At 32.2% G+C, this 24,469-nt stretch carries 26 protein-coding genes; 19 read left to right on the forward strand and 7 right to left on the reverse strand.

Annotation, left to right across the window (positions count from 1 at the left end; genetic code table 11):
• Positions 1-159: 159 nt before the first annotated feature.
• The 4 genes from rlmH to RCH19_RS10860 are packed head-to-tail and all read right to left on the reverse strand — an operon-like array spanning position 160 to position 2,893.
• Positions 160-633, reverse strand: a complete 474-nt coding sequence (rlmH, locus tag RCH19_RS10845) for a 23S rRNA (pseudouridine(1915)-N(3))-methyltransferase RlmH (RefSeq protein WP_343023237.1) — start codon at positions 631-633, stop codon at positions 160-162.
• A gap of 36 nt (positions 634-669) precedes the next feature.
• The gene (locus RCH19_RS10850) at positions 670-1,908 is read right to left on the reverse strand and encodes an ATP-binding cassette domain-containing protein (RefSeq protein WP_343023238.1); all 1,239 of its coding nucleotides are present in this window, start codon (positions 1,906-1,908) and stop codon (positions 670-672) included.
• A 27-nt stretch (positions 1,909-1,935) separates the two neighbouring features.
• Positions 1,936-2,427: a CIA30 family protein gene (locus RCH19_RS10855; RefSeq protein ID WP_343023239.1), complete on the reverse strand. Its 492-nt coding sequence runs from the start codon at positions 2,425-2,427 to the stop codon at positions 1,936-1,938.
• Between the two features lie 34 nt (positions 2,428-2,461).
• Positions 2,462-2,893, reverse strand: a complete 432-nt coding sequence (locus tag RCH19_RS10860) for a hypothetical protein (RefSeq protein WP_343023240.1) — start codon at positions 2,891-2,893, stop codon at positions 2,462-2,464.
• A gap of 237 nt (positions 2,894-3,130) precedes the next feature.
• Between RCH19_RS10860 and nadC the strand changes: the two genes are divergently transcribed.
• From nadC to priA, 4 genes are all read left to right on the forward strand, one after another.
• Positions 3,131-3,988, forward strand: coding sequence for a carboxylating nicotinate-nucleotide diphosphorylase (gene nadC / locus RCH19_RS10865; RefSeq protein ID WP_343023241.1), 858 nt, complete (start codon positions 3,131-3,133; stop codon positions 3,986-3,988).
• Positions 3,985-4,896 (forward strand): YihY/virulence factor BrkB family protein, encoded by a 912-nt coding sequence (locus RCH19_RS10870; protein WP_121925375.1) that lies wholly within the window; start codon positions 3,985-3,987, stop codon positions 4,894-4,896. Before nadC ends, RCH19_RS10870 begins: the two co-directional genes overlap by 4 nt.
• Positions 4,897-4,979: 83 nt before the next feature.
• Positions 4,980-5,408, forward strand: coding sequence for a DUF2147 domain-containing protein (locus RCH19_RS10875; protein WP_121925374.1), 429 nt, complete (start codon positions 4,980-4,982; stop codon positions 5,406-5,408).
• 75 nt (positions 5,409-5,483) lie between these two features.
• On the forward strand, positions 5,484-7,934 hold the full coding sequence (gene priA, locus RCH19_RS10880) for a primosomal protein N' (protein WP_343023242.1): 2,451 nt from the start codon (positions 5,484-5,486) through the stop codon (positions 7,932-7,934).
• Positions 7,935-8,080: 146 nt separating this feature from the next.
• Here priA and RCH19_RS10885 read toward each other — a convergent pair whose 3' ends face one another.
• A complete protein-coding gene (locus tag RCH19_RS10885; protein ID WP_121925372.1) occupies positions 8,081-8,776 on the reverse strand; it encodes a LytTR family DNA-binding domain-containing protein in 696 nt (231 codons plus the stop codon).
• A gap of 165 nt (positions 8,777-8,941) precedes the next feature.
• On the opposite strand from RCH19_RS10885, the gene rpsF reads away from it, so the two are divergent.
• The 6 genes from rpsF to RCH19_RS10915 all read left to right on the forward strand — a co-directional run bounded on the left by rpsF (position 8,942) and on the right by RCH19_RS10915 (position 13,607).
• Positions 8,942-9,283, forward strand: a complete 342-nt coding sequence (gene rpsF / locus RCH19_RS10890; protein WP_121925371.1) for a 30S ribosomal protein S6 — start codon at positions 8,942-8,944, stop codon at positions 9,281-9,283.
• Positions 9,284-9,285: 2 nt separating this feature from the next.
• Entirely contained in the window at positions 9,286-9,582 is a 297-nt protein-coding gene (gene rpsR / locus RCH19_RS10895; RefSeq protein ID WP_066077030.1) for a 30S ribosomal protein S18, read from the forward strand.
• 66 nt (positions 9,583-9,648) lie between these two features.
• Positions 9,649-10,092, forward strand: a complete 444-nt coding sequence (gene rplI, locus RCH19_RS10900) for a 50S ribosomal protein L9 (RefSeq protein WP_121925370.1) — start codon at positions 9,649-9,651, stop codon at positions 10,090-10,092.
• Positions 10,093-10,249: 157 nt separating this feature from the next.
• Entirely contained in the window at positions 10,250-10,723 is a 474-nt protein-coding gene (locus tag RCH19_RS10905; RefSeq protein ID WP_121925369.1) for a DUF6495 family protein, read from the forward strand.
• 77 nt (positions 10,724-10,800) lie between these two features.
• On the forward strand, positions 10,801-12,798 hold the full coding sequence (gene ligA, locus RCH19_RS10910) for an NAD-dependent DNA ligase LigA (RefSeq protein WP_343023243.1): 1,998 nt from the start codon (positions 10,801-10,803) through the stop codon (positions 12,796-12,798).
• A gap of 95 nt (positions 12,799-12,893) precedes the next feature.
• A complete protein-coding gene (locus RCH19_RS10915; protein WP_343023244.1) occupies positions 12,894-13,607 on the forward strand; it encodes a hypothetical protein in 714 nt (237 codons plus the stop codon).
• On the opposite strand, the gene RCH19_RS10920 is transcribed toward RCH19_RS10915, so the two are convergent.
• Positions 13,593-14,504: a metallophosphatase gene (locus RCH19_RS10920; RefSeq protein WP_343023245.1), complete on the reverse strand. Its 912-nt coding sequence runs from the start codon at positions 14,502-14,504 to the stop codon at positions 13,593-13,595. The genes RCH19_RS10915 and RCH19_RS10920 overlap by 15 nt on opposite strands.
• Positions 14,505-14,659: 155 nt before the next feature.
• Positions 14,660-15,436, reverse strand: coding sequence for a 5'-nucleotidase (locus RCH19_RS10925; protein ID WP_343023246.1), 777 nt, complete (start codon positions 15,434-15,436; stop codon positions 14,660-14,662).
• Positions 15,437-15,546: 110 nt separating this feature from the next.
• Here RCH19_RS10925 and RCH19_RS10930 point away from each other — a divergent pair, with 110 nt between their 5' ends.
• The 9 genes from RCH19_RS10930 to RCH19_RS10970 all read left to right on the forward strand — a co-directional run bounded on the left by RCH19_RS10930 (position 15,547) and on the right by RCH19_RS10970 (position 24,469).
• On the forward strand, positions 15,547-16,002 hold the full coding sequence (locus tag RCH19_RS10930) for a hypothetical protein (RefSeq protein ID WP_343023247.1): 456 nt from the start codon (positions 15,547-15,549) through the stop codon (positions 16,000-16,002).
• An 8-nt stretch (positions 16,003-16,010) separates the two neighbouring features.
• Positions 16,011-16,898: a 4-hydroxy-tetrahydrodipicolinate synthase gene (gene dapA, locus RCH19_RS10935; RefSeq protein WP_343023248.1), complete on the forward strand. Its 888-nt coding sequence runs from the start codon at positions 16,011-16,013 to the stop codon at positions 16,896-16,898.
• 128 nt (positions 16,899-17,026) lie between these two features.
• Positions 17,027-17,821, forward strand: a complete 795-nt coding sequence (gene bamD / locus RCH19_RS10940) for an outer membrane protein assembly factor BamD (protein ID WP_121925688.1) — start codon at positions 17,027-17,029, stop codon at positions 17,819-17,821.
• 8 nt (positions 17,822-17,829) lie between these two features.
• Positions 17,830-18,147: a DNA-directed RNA polymerase subunit omega gene (locus RCH19_RS10945; RefSeq protein WP_026709525.1), complete on the forward strand. Its 318-nt coding sequence runs from the start codon at positions 17,830-17,832 to the stop codon at positions 18,145-18,147.
• A gap of 7 nt (positions 18,148-18,154) precedes the next feature.
• Complete coding sequence (coaBC, locus tag RCH19_RS10950; protein ID WP_343023249.1) at positions 18,155-19,369, forward strand: bifunctional phosphopantothenoylcysteine decarboxylase/phosphopantothenate--cysteine ligase CoaBC; 1,215 nt, start codon at positions 18,155-18,157, stop codon at positions 19,367-19,369.
• Between the two features lie 75 nt (positions 19,370-19,444).
• The gene (locus tag RCH19_RS10955; protein WP_343023250.1) at positions 19,445-20,329 is read left to right on the forward strand and encodes a DUF4835 family protein; all 885 of its coding nucleotides are present in this window, start codon (positions 19,445-19,447) and stop codon (positions 20,327-20,329) included.
• 54 nt (positions 20,330-20,383) lie between these two features.
• Positions 20,384-22,036, forward strand: coding sequence for a DNA repair protein RecN (gene recN / locus RCH19_RS10960; protein ID WP_343023251.1), 1,653 nt, complete (start codon positions 20,384-20,386; stop codon positions 22,034-22,036).
• Positions 22,037-22,125: 89 nt separating this feature from the next.
• Positions 22,126-23,316, forward strand: a complete 1,191-nt coding sequence (gene fabV / locus RCH19_RS10965) for an enoyl-ACP reductase FabV (protein WP_343023252.1) — start codon at positions 22,126-22,128, stop codon at positions 23,314-23,316.
• A gap of 151 nt (positions 23,317-23,467) precedes the next feature.
• Positions 23,468-24,469, forward strand: a complete 1,002-nt coding sequence (locus RCH19_RS10970) for a glycosyltransferase (RefSeq protein ID WP_343023253.1) — start codon at positions 23,468-23,470, stop codon at positions 24,467-24,469.

Raw genomic sequence — 24,469 nt, forward strand, 5'->3', positions numbered from 1 at the left:
TGGTTGTTTAGCGACTTCAAGATACTGAATTTCAGTATCTTGACCAATATCTAAGTCATTTATTTTACTTTAAATAATTACACCCAACGGGTTTAAAGAAATAAAAATGATACCAATTTATTGTGTTTGCTTTATGTAGTAATTCGAATGTAAAGCGTTTTATTGATGATGATACGGTTCGTTTTTCAAAATAGTAAAGCCTCTATATAATTGTTCGATAAAAAACAAGCGCACCATTTGATGTGAAAAAGTCATTAAAGAAAGTGAAATTTTTCCTTGCGCTTTTGCATAAACTGTATCTGAAAAACCATAAGGTCCACCGATTGTAAATACTAAAGTTTTAACTCCTGAATTCATTTTTTTTTGAAGTTCCTCTGAAAAAGCGACGCTAGAAAATGTTTTCCCGTTTTCATCCAATAAAATTAGTTGATCCGTGGGAGTTATCTTTGCTAATATCAGTTCGCCCTCTTTTTCTTTTTGTTGACTTTCTGATAAGTTTTTTACGTTTTTGATATCTGGAATTATATCCAAATCAAATTTGATATAAAAAGAGAGGCGTTTTGTATAATCGTCTATTAAAGTTTGAAGAGCTTTATTATCCGTTTTACCAATAGCAATTAATTTGATATTCATCAGTTCGTTTTTCAATAAGAATACAAAGATAGTAAACTAGTTTTGGAATTTAATTCGGCCTTCTGAACCGGTCGGTTTTGGAGTTAATTCGAAAATTAAATTTGGTGATAATAAGTCTTCTTTTCGATGAGAAACAAAAATAATAGCGATAGAAGTTTCCTTAGCTAGCGCAGAAATAAGCTGCGTAACTAACGAGACATTTTCATCATCTAAACCTTCAGTAGGTTCGTCTAAAATTAATAAAGGTGGATGTTTTAAAACGGCTCGCACGATCATGATAACTCGCTGTTGACCCGCAGAAAGATGAATGAATGCCGTTTTTTTCAAGTGACTCATGCTGAGAAATTCTAACCACTCATTCATAAGCTTTATTTGCAATGTGCTAGGTTGAAGATAAAGCCCGACTGAGTCAAAAAAACCAGAAAGAATCATTTGTTCTACTGTATGGCTCTTTTGAAATAAGTCTATCATTGCCGTTGAAAACTGACCAATATTTTTCTTGATGTCCCAAATAGTTTCGCCAGTTCCTTTTTTTCTTCCAAATAAATACAATTCTTGTCCGTAGCCTTTTGCGTTATCACCTGTAATCAGCGAAAGTATTGTGCTTTTACCAGAGCCATTCGGACCTATAAGTTGCCAAAATTCTCCTTTTTTAATCGTCCAATTAATATCTTTTAATATTGCTTTTTCATCATAGCTTACATTGAGATTTATCATCTCAACTAAATTTGATTCAGGAAGATTGATCTTATCAAGTGGTTGTGGAATTGACTTTAGTGAAAAGAGTTCTACTGCTGGCAACTCTGTAAAAGGAATTAATTTAAAAGAGTTTTCTAGAATTTGTCTCCTGTTAATTACAAAAGGAAATATATCTACACTTCGATTTACAATTTGAATTAGACTAACTTTTTTAGAAAGCTGTTCCAATTCAATATGCAACTGTACTCTTGAATTGTAGTCTAAATGATCTAAAGCATTATCTAGAATTATATAATCAGTATTCTGACTGATACAATATCTTAAAAACGCTTTTTTACGTTCACCAGAGGAAAAAGTGCGCAATTGTCTTTTAGTTTCTGGAGCTGCTTCAATTGAATCGTATTGGTATTCTTTCTCTATAAAATCTTCAATTGCTAAGTCAGAAAACAAGATGCCTTTTTGATTGTTGAAAATATTTAGTTCAATAGGAGCTTCGCGATTAAGAATTTTATCAATAAATTTCTTTTTAGCGACCTGATTGCTGAGAAGTATGGCCCAATGACTACTATTTTGCATTTTAAAATTTTAAGAAGATCAAAATTATTATTTGGCTTCAATTTTTGAAATTAACAACTGAAATTTTTCTTCTTGCTTATTTCCTATTAAAAATGCGACTTCTTCGAGATTTGAGCCATCATAATTGGGTAAATCTAATTTTTTTCCTCTAAAAGATGGATGCAATTGTATAATAGGAATTTCAATATCTTCCCAGTTTCCAGATGTTTGAAAATGATAAATATAGGAGTGCGAATCGTCTTTTTTAGATTTTACTCTAAATTGATATTCTTTTCCATCACCTTTCAATCGAATGGTAAACGCATTGCTATTTGATAAATCTAAAGCTTTTGCGTCCATCTTTACCGAGCAAAACCCACCATTGTTCTTCAGCGAAACTGCGCCTTCAAATATTCCATTTCCTTCAGCATCTAAATGGAAGGTGCTCTGCGATTTTCCTCCCATTACCCCGTCGTTCACAACGATCCAAGCACTAGAATTAGCATTCGAACTAGAATCAAAAATTTCTATTGTATTCATAATTATATTTTTTTATGCTGAATTTAGAAAATGATTAGGGCGTTAATGGCGCACCTACAGCAATATCGCATCTATGATTAGCTTGACCATGAGGTGGATTCATTCCTTCGGATGTAACAACTGTTTCAGCTGGAGCTGCAGTGGTTGTCACTGTTGGAGTTGGCGCTGCTACTTTTTGTGGCATATTTGACGGCGCAGCTCCGTTTAAAGGTGCACCAACAGGAATTTCGCAGCGATGAGCGGGTTGTCCGTGAGCAGGATTCATTCCTGCAGCAACAGCCGATGGATTCATATTTTGTGAATTTTGATCTGTTGTTGCTGATTGTGACTGCGCTTTCATTTGGTTACCGACTTCTGTAAAGGGAACCACAGTGCCACGAACGTTGCTATTTTTTTCTTCAGTACCGTTTTTACAAGAAGTAATTAATAATGACGATGCGAAGAGGAGGCTTATATAATATTTCATAAAAGTGTATTTATTTTAGTATTTTCAAATATATGATTTTAAATAGCAAAGCCAAAACTAATGATATTCATTTCTGATCTTCTACCGGTCGTTAAAGATTAGATTACGCAATTTGATCATTATTTTATTTTTGCAAAGGCGTACATTTTTTGGATTCAGAATCGTGAATTACATAATAACAAATTTTCAAATCCATAAAATATACATTACTTTAGCATTCCATAAATTTTTTATAAAATGATTAGCGATATACAATTCCAAAAGGAACTAGATTTAATTATTGAAAATGCGATTAGGGAAGATGTTGGTCCTGGCGATTATAGTTCGTTAGCATGTATTCCTGATTCTGCGCAAGGAAAAGCGAAATTGCTTGTAAAAGAAGATGGTATAATTGCTGGCGTAGTTTTTGCTAAAATGGTGTTTAAGTACGTAGATGCTAATTTGGAAATAGAGACTTTCATCGAAGATGGGACTCAAGTTAAGAAAGGCGATATAGTTTTTCACGTTTCTGGAAGTTCTCAATCCATTTTGAAAGCAGAACGATTAGTGTTGAATTCAATGCAGCGAATGTCAGCCATTGCGACAAAGACAAATAAATACGTTCAGCTTTTAGAGGGTACAAACACTAAAGTTTTAGATACTAGAAAAACCACTCCGGGTTTTAGAGCTTGTGAAAAATGGGCTGTAAAAATAGGTGGTGGAGAAAACCATCGTTTTGCCTTATATGATATGATTATGTTAAAAGATAATCACAATGATTTTGCAGGCGGAATTACTTTGGCTATAGCCAAAACAAAAGCATATTTAAAAAAAAACAATCTTGATTTAAAAATCATCATCGAAGCTAGAAACTTAGACGAGATACAAGAGATTTTAAAAAGCGATGGAATTTATCGAATTTTAATTGACAATTTTAATTTTGAAGATACTAGGAAAGCAGTTGAACTTATAGGTTCTAAATGTTTAACAGAATCTTCTGGAAATATTAATGAAAGTACAATACGGAGTTATGCGGAATGTGGTGTTGATTATATTTCATCTGGTGCGTTAACACATTCAGTTTACAACATGGATTTGAGCTTAAAAGCAATATGAGTAAAGAAATTGAAGCGAAACTAGAGAGAATTCCTATTGTAAGGAATCTAGTTCACGGTTTACAAAAGATAAAACTTCCGTGGTTAGAAGGATTATCTTTATATGATCTGCTAGAGCTTTATGGTTTAGGAATCGTAGAAAGTGCATTAACTTATCACGCAAGTGCTATTGCATTTAGCTTTTTTATGGCACTTTTTCCATTTGCTTTATTTATCTTAAATCTTATTCCATTTATACCAATTGTAGGATTTCAAGAGGATTTCCTGATGTTTGTTAAAGATGGCGTTCCACCTAATACGTATGACGCTATTTACCAAATCATAACAGACATTCTTAATAATAGTGATTCCGGTTTGCTGTCTTCCGGTTTTATGTTGTCTATATTTTTAATGGCAAATGGATTAAATGGAATTTTAGGTGGATTTGAAACATCGAGACATGTTCTAATAAAACGAGGTTTTATCAATCAATATTTAGTCGCGTTAGCAATGTCAATGTTGCTATCTTTATTGTTAATAGTAACGGTATCGATAATTGTAGTTTTTGAAGTGATATTACAAATGACCGTTTTTAGTGATCAAGTTCAGCTAATTGTGATTGGACGTTATGCATTCGTTATTTTAATGATTTTGATAACGACTTCAGTACTATTTAAATTTGGTACAAAACATGATAAAAACCGAGCATTTATTTCAATTGGATCTGTATTTACAACGATTTTGATCGTGCTAGATTCTTACTTTTTTGGAATATGGGTAACAAAGTTTTCACAGTACAATGAATTATATGGGTCGATAGGAACATTATTGGTTTTGATGTTTTATATTTGGATCAATTGTATGATACTTTTATTAGGTTTCGAATTGAATGCAACAGTAAATAAATTAAAGGCAAAAAATAGTATTTGATTAAATAAAATCAAGCGATATAAGTCCTTGAAAGCAATATTTTTAATCATAATCATAATCAAAAACAAAAAAAAACAAATAATATGAAAAACACACTAACAATTCTCGCCTTATTTATTTCAATGGCATTTTATGCACAAGGAAATTCAGTTATTGGAAAATGGAAAACTATCGATGATGAAACAGGTAAACCAAAATCGGTTGTGGAGATATATGAAAATTCAGGTAAAATTTACGGAAAAGTGGTTGATATTTTAGATGCCGATAAGAAGAAGAATCTTTGTACTAATTGTCCAGGAGCTGACAAGAATAAACCAGTAATGGGGCTTGTTATCATAAAAGGACTTAAGAAAGATGGTTCTGAGTATAACGGTGGAAAAATCATTGATCCAGTAAGTGGGAAAACATACAAATGCTTTCTAGCATTAGACGGAAACGATAAATTAAATGTGCGTGGTTACATAGGTCTTTCTTTATTTGGAAGAACACAAACTTGGCAAAGAGTAAAATAATAGTAAATTGTGAGTTATGAGTTCAGAGTAAAGATCCAAATCATAACTCAAATCATAACTCATAATTAATTTAAGATGTATTTCGTCGAAGTAATTTTACCACTTTCTTTATCCAAAACATTTACATACAGTATATCTGAAGCTGAGTTTTTTTATATAAAACCAGGAATGCGTGTTGCAGTCCCTTTTGGCAAAAGTAAAATTTATACTGCATTAGTTATAGAAATTCATCGAAATCAACCCACTTTATACGAGGCTAAAGAAATTCATCAAATCTTAGATGAAAATCCTATTGTCACATTAATACAAATTGCCCATTGGCAATGGATTGCTTCTTACTATATGTGCGCCATAGGCGATGTTTATAGAGGAGCTATGCCTAGTGCACTTTTATTAGAAAGTGAAACTTTAATTTCTCAAAAAACTGATATTTTTGTAGATTCTTCTCTTCTTAGTGATGAAGAGTTTCTCGTTTACGAAGCACTCCAACAGCAAAGTTCATTAAAGGTTCAAGATATTATTGCCATCTTAAACAAGAAAAATATATTTCCTGTTATCCAGAAATTAATTGATAAAAACATCTTGGTTCTACAAGAGGAAATTCAAGAGACTTACAAACCAAAGTTAGTTCGATATGTTCGTTTGCACGAAAAGTATAATTCGAATCAAGGTCTAAGTGAATTATTAGAAATCTTAAAAAGCGCTGCCAAACAAAAGGAAATTGTTATGCGCTACTTTCAGTTAAGCGCGTCAGAAAAAAAACCTATAACAGTTAAAAAGTTGATTGAAGAAGCAAACTCTTCATCAGCGATTGTAAAAGCTTTAATTGAGAAAGAGATTTTTGAAGATTATTTACTGCAAGAAGATCGCGTAAATTTTGACGGTAACTTTCTCAACAAAGAATTGAAATTAAGTGAAGCGCAGAACGAAGCATTTGTTGCAATTAAAGATAATTTTGATAGTAAGGAAGTTTGCTTGCTTCATGGCGTTACATCCAGCGGGAAAACCGAAATCTACATAAAGCTTATTGAAGAGCATCTTGCGACAGGAAAGCAAATTTTATATTTATTGCCTGAGATCGCTTTGACGACACAATTAGTTGGACGTTTAAGTGCTTATTTTGGAAATAAAGTAGCTGTTTTTCATTCGAAATATAATAATAATGAACGTATTGAGGTTTGGAACCAAGTGTTGCAGAACTCTGAAAAAGCGCAAGTAGTAATAGGGGCAAGGTCTGCTTTGTTTTTACCTTTTAATAGTCTTGGACTAATCATTGTTGATGAAGAACATGAGCAAACATTCAAACAAGCTGATCCTGCACCAAGATATCATGCCCGTGATGCGGCAATAGTTTTAGCGTATTCTCATAAAGCTAAAGTTTTACTAGGATCTGCCACACCAAGTATTGAAACCTATTTTAATGCTAAATCAGAAAAATTTGGTTTAGTTGAAATTACTAAGCGATATGGAAATGTATTGATGCCTGCAATTGAGCTTGTAGATTTGAAAGATAAATACTTTCGAAAAAAGATGACAGGACATTTCAGTGATATTTTGATAGCTGAAATGACCAGCGCGTTATCCTTAGGAGAGCAAGTTATTTTATTTCAAAATAGAAGAGGTTATTCTCCTATAATAGAATGTCTCACTTGCGGACACGTGCCTCAATGTCAGCAATGCGATGTAAGTTTGACGTATCATAAACATAAAAATCAGTTACGCTGTCACTATTGTGGTTACAGCATGGCAAAGCCAACAAATTGTCACGCCTGCTCAAGTGTAGATTTAACGACAAAGGGTTTTGGAACTGAGCAAATTGAGCAAGAATTAGTAAGTATATTTCCAAGTTCGAAAATAGGACGGATGGATCAAGATACAACTCGAGGGAAATTTGGTTTCGAAAAAATAATTGACAGTTTTAAAAATAGAGAAATTGACATATTAGTAGGAACTCAAATGTTGGCAAAAGGATTAGATTTTGATAACGTAAGTTTAGTAGGTGTGATGAATGCTGACAATATGTTGTATCATCCCGATTTTAGGGCCTTTGAGAGAAGTTTCCAAATGTTAACACAGGTTGCTGGAAGAGCAGGAAGATCTGAGAAACAAGGAAAAGTGATTATTCAAACGTATAATCCTAATCATAATACAATACAACAAGTTACTAATAATGATTACCTAGGAATGTACAACGAGCAATTGTATGATAGGCAAATTTATAAATATCCTCCCTATTTCAGAATTATAAAGATAACATTGAAGCAACGCGATTACGATAAGTTGAAAAGCGGTTCGATGTGGCTGTATCAAGTAATGAGTCAGAACTTGCAAATGCCAGTATTAGGTCCTGAAGAGCCACTTATAAGTAGAATTAGGAATGAATACATTCGTACGATCATTATTAAAATTCCTCAAAATGTACATATAGGAAATACTAAAGACGCTATTCAAAAAATGCTAAATAGTTTTGAAGCTGTAGCTCAATTTAGAGCGATAAAAGTAACTCTTAATGTAGATTTTTATTAAGGATAATTTATTATGTGTATTTATTCGAAAAACAAATAGTATAAAAATTGAAATTCCTATTTATCCACTTACTTAAAAAGTAGTGGATAGATAGGAATTCTTGTAAAGCGCCAAACTCTAATTAAATTTTATTTTAGAAAAAGTATTTATGAAAACGCTAGTGCCTTAACTAAGTCTTCTTTTTTATGTCGGCTTAATGGAATTTTAGTCATTCCAATTTCAGCATATTTACTGTTAAAACGTTCTACTTTATCAATGTTGATGATGTACGACTTGTGTACTCTAACAAATTTCTCTTTTGACAAATCATTTTCAAAAGACTTCATAGTTGATAGTACTAGATTACTATCATCCTCTGTAACCACTCTTACATAGTCACCAAAAGCCTCAATCCACTTTATTTTAGAAGTAAAGATTTTCAATTTCTTTAAATTGCTCTTGATAAAGATATGCTCGCCTTCTTCCTCCTTACTGTCTTTCTTTAATAAATGAAAGTCGATTGCTCTTTTAACAGAAGCATTAAAACGATCAATTGCTATTGGTTTTTGAAGATAATCCGTAGCGTCATAATCAAAAGCTTTCATAGCATATTCGGCCTTTGATGTAATAAAAATAATTTGTGGTTTTATTTTTAATCCATCAAGGAAATCAAATCCATTAATAACAGGCATTTCAATGTCAAGAAAAATTAAATCTACATTATGCAAAGACATGCAACTTTTAGCTTCGATAGCATTGGAAAAATCTCCTATTAAGTTCAAATTTTGATGATTATTGACTAATTTAGCAATTATCATTCTCTGGATAGAACTATCATCCACGACAACACAGTTGAGTTTCATAAATAAAAGAATTTAGATTTGGCTACGTAAACATACTTTTTTTATTTGAAAAAAAACTACTTAATGGCTTTTTTTTTGTCATTCGTCGAATAAAAGGAGTTTAGCATTGTTTGTTCAGAATTAATGTTTACTTTTGCACCCAAATTAACATTAAATACATTTTTTATGAATCATTATGAAACTGTTTTCATTTTAAATCCCGTTTTATCTGACACACAGGTAAAGGAAACAGTAAGCAAATTTGAAGATTTTCTTACTAGTAGAGGAGCAGAAATGGTGTCTAAAGAAGATTGGGGCCTTAAAAAAATGGCTTACGAAATTCAAAACAAAAAATCTGGTTTTTACCATTTATTCGAATTCAAAGTATCTGGAGAAGTTCTTATTGCTTTTGAAACTGAATTTAGACGTGACGAGAGAATTATGCGTTTCTTAACTGTAAGTTTAGATAAACACGCAATTTCTTGGGCTGAGAGAAGAAGAACTAAATTAAAAGCAACAAAAGCATAATCATGGCTACACTACAACAATCGGCTTCAGGAAAAAAAGACGGAGATATCAGATATCTTACGCCTTTAAACATAGAGACAAATAAACAAAAAAAGTATTGTCGTTTCAAAAAATCAGGTATCAAATATATTGATTATAAAGATGCTGATTTCTTATTGAAATTCGTAAACGAACAAGGGAAAATTCTTCCTCGTCGTTTAACAGGAACTTCATTAAAATACCAAAGAAAAGTTTCAGTTGCTGTGAAAAGAGCACGTCACTTAGCTTTAATGCCATACGTGGCGGATTTACTAAAATAATATTTAACAAAGTTTGTTGGTTTTCTGAAATATGAAACCTAACTTCTATAATACAAGGACAACAACATGGAACTTATTTTAAGACAAGATGTTCAAAATTTAGGATTTAAAGATGATATCGTTACGGTAAAAAATGGTTACGGTCGTAACTTTTTGATCCCAACTGGTCAAGCACATTTAGCTACTTCTTCTGCAAAGAAAGTATTAGCTGAAAACCTAAAACAAAGAGCACACAAAGAAGCTAAAGTAGTTGCAGATGCAAAAGCATTAGCAGAAGCTTTAAAAGCTATCGAAATTAAAATCTTTGCAAAAGCAGGTGGTGAAAAATTATTCGGTTCAATCACGAATATTGATATCGCTGAAGCTTTAGCTAAAGGTGGACAAACAATCGAAAGAAAATTCATCACTAGCGGAATTGTTAAACGTACTGGTAAATATACTGCTAGCGTTCGTTTACACAGAGATGTTATAGTTGAATTAGATTATGAAATCGTTGCTGAAAACGCATAATTTCTATCTAAATAGATCTAAATCCCGATGTAAGTCGGGATTTTTTTTGTTTAATGTCATTGCGAGGGACGAAGCAATCACATTAAAATGAAAACATAAATACAAGTCATAAAAAATTGCTTTACGCTTTAGTGCGTTAGCTGCAAAATTTACTATTATGAAATATTCAAGATTAACTAAGGAGCAGTTTGAAGAGCTACATCAGGAATTCAGCACATTTCTGGCTACTCAAACGATTGACAAAGCGGAATGGGATACCATAAAAAGAGAGAAGCCTGAAGTTGCTGAGCAAGAGCTAGATGTATTCTCTGATTTAGTATGGGAAGGAGTCCTAGGAAAAGCGGAATTTTTAGAGCACTTTTCTAAAAATCATATTTTTCTCTTTCATTGTTTTGAAACTTACGTTCATTCAATTGTTTTGAAATCTTTAGTTCCAGAAACTGATTTTCTTTCTAGAGAAGGATTACAATGGTTAAGCGATAATATGTTTACTGATACAATCGAAATGAAAGTTGGTAAAAAGGAATTTACAGAAGAGCGCAATACTTCGATATTTGCATTAATTCAGCAAGGTGCCTTTTTAAGCGATGGTCTTTTATACAACCAAATAAATTCAATTATTGAATCGTAAAATTTATTGTTATTACTTTTTAATTGGTTATTTTAGTACTCTTTTACAGAAACTAAAATAGCCAATTTTTATTTTATATGAATATTCAAAATACAATTCAAGTTTTAAGAGAGGAATTAAATCAGCACAACTATAATTACTACGTGTTAGATACACCCACAATTTCTGATTATGAATTTGATTTGAAATTAAAAGAACTTCAAACACTTGAAGATCAAAATCCTGAATATTTTGACGAAAGTTCTCCTACGCAAAGAGTGGGCGGAACAATTACTAAAAATTTCCAAACTGTTCCGCATGAATACCGAATGTATTCTCTCGACAATTCTTATTCAAAAGAGGAGTTAATCGAGTGGGAGAAACGTGTTCAGAAAGTATTAGGTGATATGCCTTTAGAATACACTTGCGAATTAAAATACGATGGTGCTTCAATTAGTATTGCTTATGAAAATGGAGTTCTTAAACGTGCTGTAACGCGCGGTGATGGATTCCAGGGTGATGATGTAACGAGCAACATTAAAACTATTAAATCTGTCCCACTTAAATTAAAAGGTAATTTCCCTTCTAAATTTGATATTCGTGGAGAGATTATTTTGCCGTTTGCAGGTTTTGAGAAAATGAATCAGGATTTGATAGAAATAGGTGAAGCACCATATTCGAATCCCAGGAATACAGCATCAGGAAGTTTAAAGTTACAAGATAGTGCTGAAGTAGCTAAACGTCCACTTGATTGTTTGCTTTACTTTATAGTGGGTAGTAATTTGCCTTTCACATCGCAGTTTGAAGGATTAGAAACGGCTAGGAGTTGGGGGTTTAAAGCACCTAAAGAAGCAAAATTAGCTCATAATTTAGAGGGAGTCTTTGAATTTATTGATTATTGGGATGTTCATAGGCATAATCTACCTTATGAGACTGACGGAGTAGTAGTGAAGGTAAATTCTTTTTATCATCAAGATGAATTGGGTTTTACTGCTAAATCACCACGTTGGGCTATCGCATACAAATTTAAATCTGAGCAAGTTTCAACAATTCTAAATTCAATTTCTTATCAAGTAGGACGTACCGGCGCTATAACTCCAGTTGCAAATTTAGAAGCGGTACAACTTGCTGGTACTATTGTAAAAAGGGCTTCACTGCACAATGCAGACCAAATTGAGAAATTAGATATCCGTGTTGGTGATACTGTTTTCGTAGAAAAAGGTGGTGAAATTATCCCAAAAATTATAGCTGTAGATGTCACAAAGCGTCCTAAGAACTCAGAACCAACGCAGTACATCACTAATTGTCCAGAATGTCAAACATTGCTTATTCGGAATGAAGGGGAAGCCAATCATTATTGTCCCAATTTTTATGGATGTCCTCCACAAATTATAGGTAGGATCCAACATTACATTTCGAGGAAAGCCATGGATATTGAAGGTTTAGGAGGAGAAACAGTTGCACTCTTATTCAATAATGGATTGGTTCATAATTATGCAGATCTATATGATTTGACTGTAGAGCAAATTCTTCCTTTAGAACGAATGGCGCTAAAATCTGCTGAAAATTTAGTTACAGGTGTTCGTAATTCTACTAAAATTCCATTCGAGAGTGTTCTATTTGCATTGGGTATTCGATTCGTGGGAGAAACTGTGGCTAAAAAATTAGCAAAACATTACAGAAATGTTGACGCACTGAGTAAAGCAAGTTTGGCTGATCTGATTTTAGTGGATGAGATAGGTGATCGAATTGCTAAAAGTGTTATCGAGTTTTTTGACAATGAAGAAAATAGAAGGAGTATTGAAAGACTGAAAAGTTATGGTGTTCAATTTGAAATCATTGAAAAAATAAATCTCGATGCTACTGATAAATTAAAAGGAAAAATCTTCGTCGTTTCTGGTATTTTTGAAAAATTTTCGAGAGATGATTTGAAAAAAGCTATTGAAGATAATGGTGCTAAGGTAGGTAGTTCAATTTCTGCTAAAACAGATTATGTAGTTGCAGGAGATAATATGGGTCCAGCTAAGTTAGAAAAAGCAAGTAAACTTAATATTCCTATTATATCTGAAACTGATTTTATGAAACTAATCGAATAAGGAAATTTATAATTGCGATTTATTATTTTTCTTGTGTAAAATGAAGTTTGTCACTCTCAATGTAAATCTATTTAAGTAATTAAAAGATAAAAATTATGCTAACACTTAAATATGAAAATAATGTTGGTCGATGGCTAATTGCATTCTTTTTCGTTACCGTTATCATTGAGATTACATCAGAAGTGCTTCTAGATCATTTGCTGTTATTTATATTTAAGCCATTAATATCGATCGGTATAATGGCACTTTATTGGAACGCATCTACGGAGCGAACAATATTATTTTTTGTAGTCCTGAGTTTATCTTTGGTAACGAACTTGTTTTTTATATCAAAAGTGGAAAATTTGCTACTAATAGGATTGTTGGTTTTCTTAGTACATCGGCTACTAATAATTTATTACGTAGCGCGATTAATAAAACTTACAGATTATGTACCTGTGTTAATCGCTATGACTCCTTTTTTATTTATTTTTTCGTACTTATTACTGATTACTACAGAAATCAATACTAGCAGTTATGTTATTTTAATTTTCCAGAACTTGTTGATTTCAGTAATAGGAGGACTCACTTTGTCGGCTTACGTTATGAATTATAACAAAACAAATTCGTGGTTATTTATATTTGGTTTGCTGTCAGTAATGCAATACTTTATTGTATTTATTGAAAAATACTATCTGTTAAATATGGCGCCAATTGCCTTTAGACCTTTGGCGATGCTACTAAACGCTGGTGTTTATTACACTTTTTATAGATTTGTAATTGATGTAGAAACTAAACCTGTTAAAGGAATTGTGCTAAACAACAATTGATCTTCCATCGTGAATTTTATTTTTATCAGAGTCAAAAAACACATCTATTCTTCCAAGATTTATACCGTAGCATCCTACCTGATTCACTAAAACATCTTTTCCGTCCAAGTTTTTAACAACGGTAGGTTTATCGAGAAAAGTGTGCGTGTGTCCTCCTAGAATCATATCAATATCCTTAGTTAAAGTTGCTAATTTCAAGTCACAAATTTTCTCTGGCTCATTTCTATAATTATATCCTATATGCGATAGGCAAATTACTATATCACATTTTTGCTCTTGTTTCAAAATCCTGACCATGTCTTGAGTCGTTTCAACAGGATCATTGTAAACTGTTTCTCCATACATCTTTTTATCTACTAGACCTTGCAGCTCAACTCCTAATCCAAAAATCCCAACCTTAATTCCGTTTTTATTGAAAATTTTGTACGGCTTTACATGTCCGTCCATTACTGTATTTTTAAAATCGTAATTGGCCGAAACAAAGTCAAAGCTAGCGTGCGGAAGTTGTGCATATAAACCTTGTAGACCATTGTCAAAATCGTGGTTACCAATTGTTGCAAGATCATATTTCATCATACTCATCAATTTGAATTCTAATTCTCCTCCGTAGTAGTTGAAGTAGGGTGTACCTTGAAAAATATCTCCTGCGTCTAAAAGTAAAACGTTTGGATTTTCTTCTCGTATTTTTTCGATTAATGATGCTCTTCTAGCCACACCGCCCATATTAGCGTTTCTAGGGTGATCCGCTGGAAATGGATCAATATAACTATGCACATCATTAGTGTGTAAAATAGTTAATTGTTGAGTTTTTACTGTTTCAAAACTACTTAGTGACAATCCTAGGCTCAATAATGCTGAACCTGCAGCTGTTTTTTCTATAAATTCTCTTCTTTTCATTTTTATTTTTTTTAAACTAATTCTTATAATAAAAATTAGGATCTATTTCCTGCTTAATGAAGATGATACTTACAACTCAAAAGCTATTTCTTTGCTGTTTTATGACAGATAGGATTTCTATTAACGATGAATATATTATTATTTATAGCAATTACTTATTCTACAGTAATTCTAATATCTTTTATAACAGGAATGGTATCTACTTGTTTAAAATAATCAATAAGGATATTTCGTAATTTGTAGTCCAGATCAAATTTTTGAATTCCTTTTTTGAAAAAATTCATGTTGTCTCCTCCGTCAGATAAGTAATCATTTGTTCCTACATAATAAATAGTTTCTTTTTGAATCGGTTTTCCCTGAACTAAAACATTCTTTGATTTATTACTTTTATCAATAGTGAAAGTTATTCCTGATAATGGATGCGATTTTTTATCCGCTATTAAAAAGTCTACCATTTCATTAATTTGTTCTCCTTTTAAGGCGATTACAACCATACTATTTTCAAAGGGCATAATCTCAAATGCATTTCTTGCAGTTATATTTCCTTTGGGAAGTATTGAGCGTATTCCACCACTATTCAGTAAGCATATATCAATTTTTTTCTTCTCTCTAGCTTCAAATACTAGATTACCGCGAATCAAAGAAACATCAGCCATAAGATTTCCAATTGTAGATTGCCATTGGCCACTTTTATCTAAAGTGGTAGGACAGTAGGCTAAAATACTATCTAAATCATTGTTGATATGTTCGCGATAAGGTTTAATAAAATTCTCAATCTGAGCGACTTGATTTTCCTTTTCAGTTATAGGAATTCTTTTACCCTCTATCTTTGTAATGTTGTAGTTCTGTTTGCCACAGGAAACAACAATTAATAATGTTAAGAATATAACAAAAAGTTTAAAAACGTCATTATACTTTTTTAGATTTACCATTTTAAATGCAACTTAATTAATTAATTTTGTAACCAAGTAAAAGTAATATGTTTTTAAATTATATAAAGGATTTTATTGTAAAAAAAACATTAAAACGGAACTTGAAAGATTTGAATACTATTTTTTCAGATAATCTAATTGTTAAGGTTGGATTATTAGTCGACGCAAGTAATTTTTTAGACACTGATAAATTGATTAGTATTTTGATAAGCAATGGAATAAAGCGCGAGAGCATAACGACCATTATTTACTTTGACAATAATAGAAAAGACAATTTGAAAACTGGAAATTCGTTCAGTTATTCATCTCTAAATTGGAAGGGACAAATTGTGGAACCAATGGTAAATGATTTCATCGCAGAAAAATTTGATTTATTAATCAATTATTATGAAGTTGAGAAAGCGATATTAATACAAATAACTAAAGATTCTCAAGCAGAATTTAAAGTTGGTTTTGCGTCGGTGGATAAGAGATTAAATCACTTTATAATCAAAACAGATGCTAATACTCCAGCTGTTTTTACAGATGAATTATTTAAATATTTAAAATTATTAAACAAAATATAACGCTAACTATGCAAGCATTAATAGGAACAGGTGTCGCTCTGGTTACTCCATTTAAAGTGGATTTTTCTGTTGACACAGAAGCATTAAAAAGAATTGTAAATTTCTCTATCGATGGGGGAATTGAGTACTTAGTTGTGATGGGTACAACTGCTGAGAACGCTACTTTGTCTTCCAATGAAAAGGAGTTAGTAATTAAGACTGTTATAGAAGCGAATAATAATCGACTACCTTTAGTTTTAGGAGTGGGTGGGAACAATACTATGGAAATAGTAGAAGAACTAAAAACTAGAGATTTGTCGGCTTTTGTCGCTATATTATCAGTTTCACCTTATTACAACAAACCAACACAGGAAGGAATTTACCAGCATTTTAAAGCGATTGCACAAGCTTCGCCAATCCCAGTTATTTTATATAACGTTCCTGGACGAACTGGTAGTAATATGTTGCCTTCAACAGTATTGCGTTTAGCAAATGATTTTAAGAACGTTGTAGGTATAAAAGAGGCGGCCGGAGATATTGTGCAAGCAATGCAGTTGCTAAAAAATAAACCATCTGATTTTCTTGTAATTTCGGGTGATGATATGATTGCTTTACCAATGGTTTTAGCAGGAGGAGCGGGTGTAATTTCAGTAATAGGACAAGGTTTTCCGAAAGAGTTTTCAGAAATGATTCGTTTAGGCCTTAATAGAAAGGTAGATGAAGCTTTTAAATATCAATATCTTCTATCTGATTCTATTGATATGATTTTCGAACAAGGAAATCCAGCTGGTATCAAGCAAGTCTTTCTATCACAAGGGATTTCAGAAAATGTTGTTCGTTTACCCTTAGTAAAAGTCGACGATTCTCTAGCAGAACGATTAGATCTATTTGTAAAAAAAATTAATACTTTAGCTTAAAAAAGCAGTCTTTTTTTAAACAAAAAATATATTTTGAAGTCGCTAAATTAATAACTAAATTTGCCACCGAAACTTCGGTATGATTTCGTAGGTTGTTCCAACTAAGAAATCATCAAAAAAGTAAAAAAATGAAAAAAATAATATCTCTATTACTTCTTATCGCTGTTTTTAGTTCTTGTAATGAGTATCAAAAAGCATTAAAAACTGAAGATGTCGCTGTTAAATTTGAAATGGCAACTAAATTATACGACGCAGGAAAATATTCGAAAGCAATTCGAATTTTTGAACAGATAGCTCCGGCCTATAGAGGAAAGCCTCAAGCAGAGAAACTGTTCTATATGTTTTCACAGTCTTACTATAAAACAAAACAATATTATTTAGCAGGTTACCAATTTGAAAGCTTTGTTTCAGGTTACCCAAAAAGCGAAAAATTACAAGAAGCAGCTTATTTAGGAGCTAAAAGTTACTCGATGCTTTCTCCTGTTTATAGTTTAGATCAAACAGATACGTATAAAGCATTAGATAAATTGCAAACATTTATTGACAATTATCCTAATTCTCAATATTTGGCAGAAGCTAATACTGCTGTAAAAGCATTGAGCGATAAAATTGAAAAGAAAGTTTATGAAAATGCTAAAGGATACAACACCATATCTGATTACAAAGCAGCCATTGTAGCTTTAGATAACTTTATATCAGATTATCCAGGAACTCCATACAAAGAAGACGCATTATTTTACAAGTTTGATTCAGCGTATCAATTAGGTATCAATAGTGTTCCTGCAAAAATGGAAGAGAGATTACTTGTTGCTAAAACTGCTCAGTCAAATTTGATGAAGTTTAATGCTGAAACAAAATACAAAAAAGTAGCTAACGAAATGTTAGTACGAATAGAAAAAGATTTACAAAAATTTACTAAATAAATAAAGCCATGGATTTAAAAAAGACGAATGCTCCAGTAAATACAATAACGTACAACAAAACAGTTATTGAAGAACCTACTGGTAATGTGTATGAAGCGATAACCATTATGGCTAAAAGAGCAAACCAAATCAATTCTGAAATTAAAAAAGAACTGACTGAAAAGTTGGAAGAGTTTGCTACATATAATGACAGTCTAGAAGAAGTTTTTGAAAATAAAGAACAAATTGAGGTTTCTAAATTTTACGAAAAACTACCTAAACCGCACGCTTTAGCAGTTCAAGAATGGTTAGATGGTAAAATTTACCATAGAGATTCTAACAAATAATAGTACGATGTCAGTTTTAAATGGTAAGAAAATTTTACTAGGAATTTCTGGTGGAATTGCAGCCTATAAAACAGCCTCATTAGTCCGACTCTTTATAAAAGCAGGTGCACATGTCCAAGTGATAATGACACCTGCTTCTAAGGATTTTATAACGCCGCTTACGTTATCTACTTTATCAAAAAATCCTGTATTTTCTAGTTTCTATAATGAAGAAAACGAAAATGAAAAATGGAATAATCATGTAGAATTAGCTCTTTGGGCCGATTTGATGGTTATTGCTCCCGCTACAGCAAATACATTATCTAAAATGGTAAATGGAACTTGCGACAACTTATTACTTGCAGCATACTTATCAGCTAAATGTCCTGTTTATTTTGCTCCCGCAATGGATTTAGATATGTACAAGCATTCTTCTACGATTAATAATTTTACTTCCTTAAATCATTTTGGAAACATTATAATTCCCGCTGAAAACGGTGAACTAGCTAGTGGTTTATCTGGCGAAGGAAGAATGGCTGAACCTTCAACAATAGTTTCTTTTATCGAAGCTGATTTAGAAAGTAAACTTCCTTTAAAAGGAAAAAAAATATTAATTACCGCCGGACCTACTTATGAAGCAATCGATCCCGTGCGTTTCATTGGAAATCATTCGTCTGGAAAAATGGGTTTTGATATTGCTAATAGTGCTGCCAACTTAGGAGCATCAGTAACTTTAGTATCTGGACCTACGCACTGTAAAGTGTCAAATCCTTTAATACATTTAATTGAAGTAGTTTCTGCCGAGGAAATGTATAATGCTTGTCACGACCTTTACGATGATGTTGATGTAATGATTGCAGCAGCAGCCGTTGCTGATTACAGACCAAAGTATGTTGCGGAGCAAAAGATTAAAAAGGCAGCCGATAGTTTTGTCATCGAATTAGAAAAAACAAAAGACATTTTAGCTTCTCTAGGATCCCAAAAGAAAAATCAATTTCTCATTGGTTTTGCTTTGGAAACTGAAAATGAAATTGAAAATGCAAAGTTGAAAATTCAGAAAAAAAACTTAGATTTGATAGTTCTGAATTCTTTACAAGATGAAGGTGCTGGTTTTGGTAAAGAAACAAATAAAGTAACTTTTATAGATAATTCTTTTCGCATCGAAGCCATGGAATTAAAGTCTAAACAAGCGGTTGCAGATGATATTTTGAAAAAAGTAATAGCTCATTTTGGAATTAAATAGTAATAAAGTATTTAAAACTAAGCTCAAATTATTTGCCATTTCTAGGATGTACAACTGAAAAACAAAAAACGTAAAATGAATAAAATAGTTACTTTTCTAATTTTCTTAACAGTTGGATTTGCTCAAGCTCAGCAATTGAATTGTACTGTGACTGTCGATTCGCAAAGATTGAGTGTTACTAATCAGCAAGTTTTTAAAACTTTAGAAACATCCATAACTGAATTTGTCAATAAAACGGATTGGACAGGAGTTGCTTTTAAACAAAATGAAAAAGTGAATTGTTCGATGTACATTACGATCAACTCGAACGCTTCTGATCAGTTTACAGCGACTATCCAAGTTCAATCAGCAAGACCAATTTATAATTCCTCGTATTCTTCTCCTGTTTTAAATTTTAATGATAAAGATTTTAATTTTAGATATACAGAATTTGAAAGCTTAACAATTAACCCTACGACATTTGACTCGAACTTAGTTTCAGTGCTTGCTTTTTACAGCTATGTTATATTGGGGCTGGATTCAGATACTTTCGCATTGCAATCAGGAGACAGTAGTTTAGAAATTGCGCAGAATATTGCAAATGTTGCACAGCAAAGCGGTTCAAAAGGTTGGGGACAAGGTGATGGAAATCAAACACGTTTCTTTTTAATAAACGATCTTCTATCTCCAACATTTAAACAAGTTAGACAAACAATGTTTGATTATCATACTGGGATGGATTTAATGACTAAGGATTTGAAAGCTTCAAAAGAAAAGATAAAAACAGCTTTTGTTAACCTATCAAAACTAAATGCCACAAGGCCGAACGCTTTTTTAACCAGGGTATTTTTTGATGCTAAATCAGATGAAATCGTCAATGTTTTCTCAGGTGGACCAAGTATAGCGATTTCTGATTTAACTGATAATTTGAATAGAATATCTCCTTTGAACACGAGTAAATGGTCATCAATTACTTTTTAATTGATTTCAAGAAATTCTTATAAATCCACTGTTCATTTCAATAAAAAAATATAAATGATAACGTCACTTTCGATTAAGAACTATGCTTTAATAGAAAAGCTTAGCATTGATTTTTCCAAGGGCTTCTCTACTATTACAGGAGAAACAGGTGCGGGAAAATCTATAATTTTAGGCGCAATAGGGTTAGTTTTAGGAAAAAGAGCTGATTTGACTTCGCTAAAGAATAAGGAAGAAAAATGTATTATTGAAGCGCATTTTGATATTGCAAAATATAATTTGGAATCCTTTTTTGAAACCAATGATTTAGATTATGAAAATGATACTATTATAAGACGTGAAATTTTACCTTCAGGTAAGTCGCGAGCTTTTATCAATGACAGTCCCGTAAATCTTCAGGAATTGCAGGAGTTAAGTTTATTTCTAATTGATATTCATTCGCAGCAGCAAACTCAAGAATTATCTGATGAGAATGTACAATTTAAAATAATTGATGCTGTTGCTAATAATAAAGAAACCATTAGTGACTACCAATTGATTTTAAAAAGTTTTAAAGCCGATAAAGCTAAATTAAATGGATTTATTAAAAGACAGGCTGAATCACAAAAAGAGCAAGATTACAATAATTTCTTATTAGATGAATTAGTTGCAGCGCAATTGAAAGTGGGTGAGCAAGAAATTTTAGAATCAGAATTTGAGAAATTAAATAACGTTGAAATTATTAAAGAGTCTATTGATAAAGCTTTGGCTGTTGCCAATGAGGAACAAATAGGCGTCAGTAATAATTTGAAGGAAATTAAGGTTGCGCTACAAAAAATCGCGGCATTTTCTTCTGATTATAGTTCGCTATTAGAGCGAATCACGAGCTTAACAATTGAGTTTGATGACATCTCACAAGAAATGAATCGTTGTTGTGAAAAGTTAGTCAATGATCCAGAACAACTTGACTTAATTAGTCAAAAGCTGCAAGTTATTTTTACATTACAAAAAAAGCACCAAGTTGCAACTGTAGAAGGTCTTATCGAAATTCAAACTAATCTTGAAAATTCGGTTTTAGAATTGGGAAATATTGAAGAAGAAATTTTAAAGTTGACCATTACAATTGAAAAACACGGAAGTAAATTAGATAAGTTAGCTGATACAATTCATAATAATAGAATTAAATTTATTCCAGTTTTATCTGAAAAACTAATATCTATTTTGGCGACTCTAGGAATGCCAAATGTTCGATTCCAAATTGATATAACGCAAAGCGAAAGTTATTATAATAATGGAAAAGATGAACTTCAGTTTTTATTTTCAGCTAATAAAGGAACTGATTTTGGAATATTAAAAAAAGTAGCTTCAGGAGGAGAGATGTCTCGAATAATGTTAGCTGTGAAGGCAATATTAGCTAAATATTCGAAACTCCCTACACTTATTTTTGACGAAATTGACACTGGAGTTTCTGGCGAAATTGCGATACGAATGGGTGAAATAATGAAGGAAATGAGTAAAGAAATGCAGATTTTTGCTATTACGCATTTACCACAAATTGCGGCTAAAGGTGACGCTCATTATAAAGTTTCTAAGTCTACTATAGGTGATGATACACAATCAGAATTAAAGTTGCTGAATGATGATGATAGAATAGTCGAAATTGCACAAATGTTGTCTGGAACTGTTGTTTCCGCCTCCGCCTTAAATCACGCAAAAGCCTTGCTCAACTAATATTTTACTTTATATTTGTTTCCTATTGGCAAAAAAAATATAAGAATTTAAAAATACATATAAAATATTAAATTTAAAGAATACCAAATATGATTATAGAACCTAGAATGAGAGGATTTATTTGTACGACATCTCACCCAGACGGATGCGCACAAAATGTTAAAAATCAGATAGAATATATAAAATCAAAGGGTGCTATTGATGGCGCAAAAAAAGTATTGGTAATTGGAGCGTCAACAGGTTTTGGATTAGCATCTAGAATCACAAGTGCTTTTGGTTGTGATGCTGCTACAATTGGTGTGTTCTTTGAAAAAGAACCATCAGAAGGAAAAACTGCTTCTCCAGGTTGGTACAATTCTGCTGCATTTGAAACTGAAGCTCACAAAGCAGGTTTGTATGCTAAAAGTATAAATGGAGATGCTTTTTCACATGAAATTAAAAAACAAACATTAGATTTAATAAAAGCTGATCTAGGACAAGTAGACTTAATTATCTACAGTTTAGCATCACCAGTTCGTATGAATCCTGAAACTGCAGTATTGCATCGTTCCGTTTTGAAACCTATTGGAGACGTTTTTACAAATAAAACGGTTGATTTTCACTCCGGTAAAGTTTCCGACATTTCTATTCAACCAAGTAGTGGTGACGATATTGAAAACACAGTCGCTGTAATGGGTGGAGAAGACTGGTTGATGTGGATTGAAGCATTAAAAGCTCAAAACTTATTAGCTCCTGGAGCTACCACTGTTGCTTACTCTTACATCGGGCCATCTTTAACAGAGGCAGTTTATAGAAAAGGTACGATAGGAAGAGCTAAAGATCATCTCGAAGCTACAGCTTTTGCTATTACCGAAAAACTTGCTGACATTGATGGTAAGGCTTTTGTATCTGTAAATAAAGCATTAGTAACTCAAGCGAGTTCTGCAATTCCAGTTATTCCTTTATATATTTCTTTATTGTACAAAATAATGAAAGAAGAAGGAATTCACGAAGGTTGTATTGAGCAAATCCAACGTTTGTACCAAGAAAGATTGTTTACAGGAAATGAAGTTCCTGTAGATGAGAAAGGTAGGATTCGTGTAGACGATTTAGAAATGCGAGCTGATGTACAAGCAAAAATTGCTATGTTGTGGGCTGAAGCAGTAACTGAAAACCTATCTGAATTAGGTGACTTAGAAGGGTATAGAAAAGATTTTTATAATTTATTTGGTTTTGATGTTGATGGTGTAGATTATAAAGCTGACGCGAATGAACTAGTAAATATTGAAAGTATTGCATAATTATTTAATATTCTTCTTAAAGGAATATAGAAATAATGTCTAAAAATATTTTAAAACCATCAACTTTTAGTTGGTGGTTTTTTTATGGATAAAGATTACATTTGTTAAAATTTTTGAAGTCTAAAAAATAAAATAATACCCAATCCAATTTATGTTTTTCTCCTTAATAATACCTGTTTATAATCGTCCAGATGAAGTGGATGAACTGTTGGAAAGTTTAGCACAATCTACTTATAAAGACATTTTCGAAATCGTACTTGTTGAAGATGGTTCCACTTTATTGTGTAACGATGTGGCAGAAAAATACAGCGATCGTTTAACAATCTCCTATTACTTTAAGGAAAATTCAGGACCTGGTGACTCGCGCAATTATGGAATGAGAAAAGCGCGTGGTGATTATTTTATCATTTTTGATTCTGATTGCATTATTCCATCTAACTATTTAGTTGAAGTCGATAAGGCTTTGAAGCAAAATTATGTGGACTGTTTTGGAGGTCCGGACAGAGCACTAGATAGCTTTTCAGATATCCAAAAAGCGATTAATTTTGCTATGACTTCTTTCCTTACAACAGGAGGAATTAGAGGTGGTTCAGAAAAATTAGACAAGTTTCAACCTCGAAGTTTTAATATGGGATTGTCTAAAAAAGCTTTTGAAGCATCTCACGGCTTTGGAAATATCCATCCAGGAGAAGATCCCGACTTAACAATTCGATTATGGAATTTAGGTTTTGAAACTAAACTCTTTCCAACTGCGTATGTATACCATAAGAGAAGAATAGATTGGCAGAAGTTTTCTACACAGGTAAACAAATTTGGTAAAGCGAGACCTATATTGAACAGTTGGTACCCAAAATATAATAAATTAACTTTTTTCTTTCCTTCTGCATTTTTAATAGGACTGATAGTATCTATATTTTTAATGTTGTTTTATAATTTTGATTATTTACTGCAACTGTACTTTGTTTACTTTTTGGTATTGTTCTTGGTGTCCTCTTACCAGAATAAGAGTATTAAAATTGGTTATTTATCGCTCATCGCCGTTTGGAATCAATTTTATGGATACGGAACTGGATTTATGAAATCCTACTTTAAAGTTATTATTTTAAAACAAAAACCGCAAGAAGCTTTTCCAGAATTATTTTTCAAAATATAG

The organism is Flavobacterium sp. PL12, assembly GCF_039123485.1.
In the GTDB taxonomy this organism is placed as follows: domain Bacteria; phylum Bacteroidota; class Bacteroidia; order Flavobacteriales; family Flavobacteriaceae; genus Flavobacterium; species Flavobacterium weaverense.

Bases quoted from the DNA above. Each gene is read 5' to 3' on its own strand.
- rlmH (WP_343023237.1), bottom strand. From the start codon at position 633: ATGAATATCAAATTAATTGCTATTGGTAAAACGGATAATAAAGCTCTT.
- RCH19_RS10850 (WP_343023238.1), bottom strand. From the start codon at position 1,908: ATGCAAAATAGTAGTCATTGGGCCATACTTCTCAGCAATCAGGTCGCT.
- RCH19_RS10855 (WP_343023239.1), bottom strand. From the start codon at position 2,427: ATGAATACAATAGAAATTTTTGATTCTAGTTCGAATGCTAATTCTAGT.
- RCH19_RS10860 (WP_343023240.1), bottom strand. From the start codon at position 2,893: ATGAAATATTATATAAGCCTCCTCTTCGCATCGTCATTATTAATTACT.
- nadC (WP_343023241.1), top strand. From the start codon at position 3,131: ATGATTAGCGATATACAATTCCAAAAGGAACTAGATTTAATTATTGAA.
- RCH19_RS10870 (WP_121925375.1), top strand. From the start codon at position 3,985: ATGAGTAAAGAAATTGAAGCGAAACTAGAGAGAATTCCTATTGTAAGG.
- RCH19_RS10875 (WP_121925374.1), top strand. From the start codon at position 4,980: ATGAAAAACACACTAACAATTCTCGCCTTATTTATTTCAATGGCATTT.
- priA (WP_343023242.1), top strand. From the start codon at position 5,484: ATGTATTTCGTCGAAGTAATTTTACCACTTTCTTTATCCAAAACATTT.
- RCH19_RS10885 (WP_121925372.1), bottom strand. From the start codon at position 8,776: ATGAAACTCAACTGTGTTGTCGTGGATGATAGTTCTATCCAGAGAATG.
- rpsF (WP_121925371.1), top strand. From the start codon at position 8,942: ATGAATCATTATGAAACTGTTTTCATTTTAAATCCCGTTTTATCTGAC.
- rpsR (WP_066077030.1), top strand. From the start codon at position 9,286: ATGGCTACACTACAACAATCGGCTTCAGGAAAAAAAGACGGAGATATC.
- rplI (WP_121925370.1), top strand. From the start codon at position 9,649: ATGGAACTTATTTTAAGACAAGATGTTCAAAATTTAGGATTTAAAGAT.
- RCH19_RS10905 (WP_121925369.1), top strand. From the start codon at position 10,250: ATGAAATATTCAAGATTAACTAAGGAGCAGTTTGAAGAGCTACATCAG.
- ligA (WP_343023243.1), top strand. From the start codon at position 10,801: ATGAATATTCAAAATACAATTCAAGTTTTAAGAGAGGAATTAAATCAG.
- RCH19_RS10915 (WP_343023244.1), top strand. From the start codon at position 12,894: ATGCTAACACTTAAATATGAAAATAATGTTGGTCGATGGCTAATTGCA.
- RCH19_RS10920 (WP_343023245.1), bottom strand. From the start codon at position 14,504: ATGAAAAGAAGAGAATTTATAGAAAAAACAGCTGCAGGTTCAGCATTA.
- RCH19_RS10925 (WP_343023246.1), bottom strand. From the start codon at position 15,436: ATGGTAAATCTAAAAAAGTATAATGACGTTTTTAAACTTTTTGTTATA.
- dapA (WP_343023248.1), top strand. From the start codon at position 16,011: ATGCAAGCATTAATAGGAACAGGTGTCGCTCTGGTTACTCCATTTAAA.
- bamD (WP_121925688.1), top strand. From the start codon at position 17,027: ATGAAAAAAATAATATCTCTATTACTTCTTATCGCTGTTTTTAGTTCT.
- RCH19_RS10945 (WP_026709525.1), top strand. From the start codon at position 17,830: ATGGATTTAAAAAAGACGAATGCTCCAGTAAATACAATAACGTACAAC.
- coaBC (WP_343023249.1), top strand. From the start codon at position 18,155: ATGTCAGTTTTAAATGGTAAGAAAATTTTACTAGGAATTTCTGGTGGA.
- RCH19_RS10955 (WP_343023250.1), top strand. From the start codon at position 19,445: ATGAATAAAATAGTTACTTTTCTAATTTTCTTAACAGTTGGATTTGCT.
- recN (WP_343023251.1), top strand. From the start codon at position 20,384: ATGATAACGTCACTTTCGATTAAGAACTATGCTTTAATAGAAAAGCTT.
- fabV (WP_343023252.1), top strand. From the start codon at position 22,126: ATGATTATAGAACCTAGAATGAGAGGATTTATTTGTACGACATCTCAC.
- RCH19_RS10970 (WP_343023253.1), top strand. From the start codon at position 23,468: ATGTTTTTCTCCTTAATAATACCTGTTTATAATCGTCCAGATGAAGTG.